We start from the raw sequence: 5084 nt of genomic DNA, 5'->3' as shown, positions 1-5084 counted from the left end.
TCGGTTAGTTCTTCGTCGGAGGCCACCAAATAAGGCGCAGCCTCCCGAGCTTCGCGTAGTGCCGCTTTCATCGAGACCGTGTCGCCACGGTCCGCCCTGTTGAGGAGTACAGTGATTGCTTGCTCTAGAAACGGACCGACCCTTCGCGTGACGCTCATCCAGCCCTCCCCAGGGACACGCCGAAGGGTACTCTACTCCCTACCTGAGCGGCATCAAGGCCATGTACGAATTATACAAATTGGTACGGCGCTGGGCCGCGACAGTCAGGAATGTTTGGCCAGAGTTTCTGAGCGGGTGATCGATAATTGGCTCGTCCCCGTGCCCCTCTCGACCTATAGAGCGCGCTTGGATCCGCCTTTCTCCCACAAGCCCAGGTCCATCATCCCGACGTACACCGGAGGGGAGAACCAATGGATTGCCATCAGGCTATTCGCGCAGGTCGAACGCGACGAACATGCCAAAGGCTGGGGCAAAGTTGACAATAAACTCCACGAGTTCGCAGTCACTTTCCGCCAGTTCCGGGCCGTCTCGGCGCACCGCTGCAATAGTCTCTTTGACGGAGATGATTTGGCCGCGACGGGCTTGTAGGATCAGCTCGTGAACAAGGTGTTTGGCAGTCACCTTGTCGTGCCAACAGGGCAGGCTCTTGCGGCAGGATGCCGCAAAGGTGAAGCCGAAGGCAAAATTCTGCAAAAGCCACTCCGGTGAGAGTGCGAGCAGGAGGACACCGGCCAGTGTGACCAGAAAAGCAGTCCTTGCCGCGATGGGAAAGGATCTTGCACGCAAAAAAATGGGGTCACTCCATTTCCGACGTTAGCACGCTTCTGTTCAGGAATGGAAACGGCCAGGTTCGCTACTGTAACTGGCTCCAGCGCGAGCAGGGGCAATTCCACTTCGTCGAGCCGCGTCGGACGCGCGTTTTCCGGCATCCACTCGGCCGTCGCGAGATCGACCAGATACTCGTTCCACGCCCAGTTTCGCAGGATGGCGCGTTTTTCGTCGGCTGTCATAAGAGGATCGACGACCACGTCCATCGCCTCCGCGTCCGTCAGCGCCGGTCCATAATGTGGCGCCTGCGAAACCCCGCCGTACGCCGGCCTGCAGCCGCTTTTCCGCATCGGAAGATTCGACACTGGCCGTCGGGCTTCCTTGAACCGCGTAGGCAAGCCCCTGGCGTTCGGCATAGTCGATGGCCGCCTGAGCCGTCGGAAAATCGAGCCCCACCTGGGTCAGCGTGTCTGCGCCTCCGGTGTAACCCATCAGGGGCTCGATGACGGGCCCGGTACGCCTCTCGAACACCAGCCGCCAGCCCTTCGGCTGCGCACGGCCCGAGGTCATGACTGAGCGGCAAGGCTTGTAAATCCGTGCGACCGCATCACGCGGGAACTCGGATCGGCCGAACGACGGCGCTCGCCCGCGTTTGTCGTTTGCCGGTCCGAGATTTTCTACGACTGGTGTGACTTCTCTTTCTTGCTTCTGTATCACTCATCCCTCCCATCTTTGGCGAAGGATGCGCCGGAGGCAGCGGCCTGCCGCCTCCGACTTGGTCCATGCGTCAGTGGGTGATCGGGATGCGCTTCACCTTCGACTGCGCGTTCGGGTTCTTCGGTAGCGTCAGGGTCAGGACGCCATTGGCAAAGGACGCCTTGATCTTGTCGTCCTCGACCTCGTAGCCGAGGGGTATGCGCCGCTCGAAGCGACCATAGAAGCGCTCGGAGTAGTCCTTCTCGTCGGTCTCCGACCGCTTTTCGCCACGCAGGGTCAGCACGTCCTCGTCAAGCAGGACTTCGATATCCTTCTCTTCCATACCGGGGACTTCGGCGGTGACGCGAAGCTCATTATCTGACTCCGAAATCTCCACCTTCGGCCAGCCGCTATCGAAAGGCGAAAGCTGCCCCGCAGTAGGCAAGAGCGTCTCGAAGCTCCTCAACATATCGTCAAAGAGCCGGTTTACCTCGCGGTGAAGCGAAAAGAACGGGTCGCCACCGCTATAGATGCTCGGGGCCTGGTTGTTGTTGCGGCCCCACGGGATAAGGTCACGCATGTTCATCTTCAACCGCGCGGCACCGGGCGATTGCTGATGCCTGTCGCTTCTGATTCACGCCGACTTCAGGCTGCGTTCTTTTCGGCCTCGATCTGCCGCGGCGCTGCCTTTGCCGTACTGCCGGCGATGGCGATCCGGCGCGGCTTCATCTCTTCGGGAAGCTCGCGCTTGAGATCGATGTTCAGCAGCCCATTGTCCAGGCTGGCGCCGACGACCTTCACATGGTCGGCCAGTTCGAACCGACGCTCGAAGCCGGGCCCTGCTATGCCGCGATAGAGATACTGGCCGTCATCGTCGCCAGATTGCGACCCGCTCACAACCAACAGGTTAGGTTGATGAGTGATGGTCAGCTGATCCTGCGAGAAGCCGGCGACCGCCATGGTGATGCGATAGGCGTCCTCACCAGTCTTGGCGATGTCATAGGGCGGCCAATTGTCTATCGCAGTGACACGGCTCGCGTTTTCCAGCATGTTGAAAATGCGGTCGAAGCCGATGCTGGACCGGAACAGAGGGGTAAAATCGAGGTTTGTCCTCATAGCCACATCCTCCTTTGAGCAACATGGATACAAGGAGACGCCAAGAGAGCCTTGACGCCTCCTGGACCTGCGCCGGCCCCATCTGGCGACCGGCGATTAGTTATTTAGAACAGAGCCTTACGCGTTCAAGGGGCTATAGGAAAATTTTCAGCCAGACGCATGGTCGCTAAGAACACGTCTAGCCCGCCCGCCGGCCAATCCTCGCCGGCGGGCGGATGCCTCGGATGAAGAGCGTGGCTGCGCTCCACTCAAAGTCGATCGACGGAAGCTGTAAAACCGGTAACCGCGATGCTGTCGATCTCACGACCGCAACCGGCGCCGGGAAGCTTCTCCAATTGATCCAATTGGCGCAACGCGTCCATGATGGCATCGAAGCTGACTGGTTCGGTTGCTCCCGGCGGCATGCGCAGGGCCGGCACCGATTCCACTGCACAGGCGTCCGATGCCCAGGACGAAAGGATTGCACGCTTCTCCTGGATGTCCAGCGTCGCGTCAGTCAGCACGTCCTGAGGTCGCTCGAAATGCCTTGCTGGATGGAGCAACCGGTCAAGAAAAACATCAGGACCCTCGGGCCCGATTGGGGGAAAACTCGTCGAAATGGCTCCTTCCATCGATGGTCCTCCGCTTTGAATAGTCTCCTCTGTTGAGGTCATCTTTGGTGGCTCTCGCAATTTCCACCAGCCGAAATTTTGGAGAGTTTCGAGCAAATTTCAATGGCCCGACAAGGCCAAATCCTCGCAGTTCAGCCCACCATCAACATTTTTTCGAACCGGTGAAACAATCGGCGTGAATGTCAGTTTCTTGCGTCTGGGAAAAGTCGCGCGGCAGCGCCAGGGCGGTCGGGCAGGAGAATCAATCATGTCTTACATTTCCAGGAAGCGACTGAGCATGGGCCTCGTCGCAGGAATCTTGATGCTCTCGGCTGGCGGCTTTGCTCCGGTTTCAGCACAGGAAATCCCGAACGACTTCAGCGCAATCGTGCGTCAGAAGCTGCCGGCCGTGGTCGCGATCACGACGAGGCAGATCATCCACGACCAAACGATGCTCGACGATTTTCTCAACCCCTTCGACAGCCGCGGGCCTGCCCAGCCGCAGGTGCGAGAAGCTCTTGGCTCCGGCTTCGTAGTCAGTCCGGAGGGCTACATCGTCACCAACAATCATGTCGTGGCCGACTCCACCGAAATCCACGTCGTATTCTCCGATAAGGAGACTTCGCCCGCGCGACTTGTGGGCCGCGATCCAGCAACCGACATCGCGGTGCTGAAGGTCGATCCACGCCCCAACATGACGACCACCGCCTGGGGTGACTCTGACGCAATGCAGCCGGGGGCCTGGACGATCGCGATTGGCAGTCCCTTCGGGCTCGGGGGAACCGTGACCGTCGGCGTTCTTTCCGCCCGCTCGCGCGACATCCAAGCCGGCCCTTACGACGATTTCCTCCAGACAGACGCCTCGATCAATAGAGGCAATTCCGGCGGCCCCCTGTTTAACGCGCGCGGCGAAGTGATCGGGGTCAATACGGCCATCGTCTCTCCGTCTGGCGGCAGCATAGGCATTGGTTTCGCCGTGCCGTCCCGAACAGCACGAAGCGTTGCCGATCAGCTGATCCGCACCGGCCGGATCGAGCGCGGGTTCATCGGAGTGCGTCTCCAGGAGGTGACGCCGTCGCTTGCCCAGGCGCTTGGCATATCGAGTACCAAGGGAGCGCTGGTCGCCTCCTCGAGCCCGGCAGTCCGGCAGAGAAGGCCGGCTTGCAATCGGGGGATGTGATCACCCGGTTCAACGGCAAGGACATTCAGGGCGTCCATGACTTGACGCTGGCAGCAGCGAACGAAAAGCCGGGGTCGAAAGCCACGCTGACAAGGAACCGCGGCGGCTCCCAGCAGGAGGTGGAACTGACCGTCGGTCAACGCAAGGACGAGGAGGTACAGACCGGTGCCGTTCCGAGTCCGGAAGCGGCGGACCAACGCCTCGGGCTGTCGCTCAGCCCCATTCCGGACGAAGCGCGCCAGCAACTCGGTCTGCAGCCGGGTACTACCGGCGTGTTTATCCAGGAAGTGGCGCCGAACAGCCCCGCCGCCGAGAACGGCCTTCGGCCTGGCGACGTCATCGTCTCGGCCAACAACCGGGATGTGGCACAGCCGTCAGATATCCAGGAGGAGTGGGCAAGATCCCGGCAGCAGCACAAGCCCATTCTGTTGCGCATAAACAGGCAAGGACAATCGCTCTTCATTGCCCTAGCTGCTTCCTGACGTAGGGTGCGTCGAATCCCTGTGGCCCGCGGGTTCCTTCCTCGGGGACTTTCGTACGCCTGCCGGCGCCCGAAACTTATATGGGGATGGTCAACCACAAACGGCATCACGTCGACATTGTCATGTACCTCCGCGGCAATCCGTAGATCCATTCGATGGGTCCGTTAGCGTGACGCGGTTCGCGAACGAACCCAGTCCACCTTATATTCGGTCAGGGCGCATGCACCTGTTCCATGATCCCGCTTGCGGCGG

Annotated in this window: 7 protein-coding genes; 2 read left to right on the top strand and 5 right to left on the bottom strand. The window is 60.3% G+C overall.

Annotation, left to right across the window (positions count from 1 at the left end):
* Positions 1 to 426 precede the first annotated feature (426 nt).
* The 5 genes from NKH16_RS34615 to NKH16_RS34595 form a co-directional block, all read right to left on the bottom strand.
* A complete protein-coding gene (locus NKH16_RS34615) occupies positions 427 to 693 on the bottom strand; it encodes a hypothetical protein (protein ID WP_352903917.1) in 267 nt (88 codons plus the stop codon).
* A 135-nt stretch (positions 694 to 828) separates the two neighbouring features.
* Positions 829 to 1338 carry an NADH dehydrogenase ubiquinone Fe-S protein 4 gene (locus tag NKH16_RS34610; RefSeq protein WP_352903919.1) on the bottom strand — a complete coding sequence of 170 codons (510 nt, stop codon included), beginning with the start codon at positions 1336 to 1338 and terminating at the stop codon, positions 829 to 831.
* A gap of 217 nt (positions 1339 to 1555) precedes the next feature.
* Positions 1556 to 2050, bottom strand: a complete 495-nt coding sequence (locus NKH16_RS34605) for an Hsp20/alpha crystallin family protein (RefSeq protein WP_352903915.1) — start codon at positions 2048 to 2050, stop codon at positions 1556 to 1558.
* A gap of 59 nt (positions 2051 to 2109) precedes the next feature.
* Positions 2110 to 2580: an Hsp20 family protein gene (locus tag NKH16_RS34600; protein ID WP_352903913.1), complete on the bottom strand. Its 471-nt coding sequence runs from the start codon at positions 2578 to 2580 to the stop codon at positions 2110 to 2112.
* A 248-nt stretch (positions 2581 to 2828) separates the two neighbouring features.
* Positions 2829 to 3191, bottom strand: coding sequence for a hypothetical protein (locus tag NKH16_RS34595; protein ID WP_352903911.1), 363 nt, complete (start codon positions 3189 to 3191; stop codon positions 2829 to 2831).
* Between the two features lie 277 nt (positions 3192 to 3468).
* Here NKH16_RS34595 and NKH16_RS34590 point away from each other — a divergent pair, with 277 nt between their 5' ends.
* Together NKH16_RS34590 and NKH16_RS34585 are read left to right on the top strand one after the other, a co-directional pair.
* On the top strand, positions 3469 to 4350 hold the full coding sequence (locus NKH16_RS34590; protein WP_352903909.1) for a trypsin-like peptidase domain-containing protein: 882 nt from the start codon (positions 3469 to 3471) through the stop codon (positions 4348 to 4350).
* Entirely contained in the window at positions 4332 to 4832 is a 501-nt protein-coding gene (locus tag NKH16_RS34585) for a PDZ domain-containing protein (RefSeq protein ID WP_352903907.1), read from the top strand. Before NKH16_RS34590 ends, NKH16_RS34585 begins: the two co-directional genes overlap by 19 nt.
* The last annotated feature ends 252 nt before the right edge of the window (positions 4833 to 5084 follow it).

Origin of the sequence: Mesorhizobium sp. M1307 (assembly GCF_040318155.1) — a bacterium.
Lineage (GTDB): Bacteria > Pseudomonadota > Alphaproteobacteria > Rhizobiales > Rhizobiaceae > Mesorhizobium.
The sequence above is the reverse complement of the archived record's forward strand: the minus strand, read 5'-3'. Positions and strand labels throughout refer to the sequence as shown.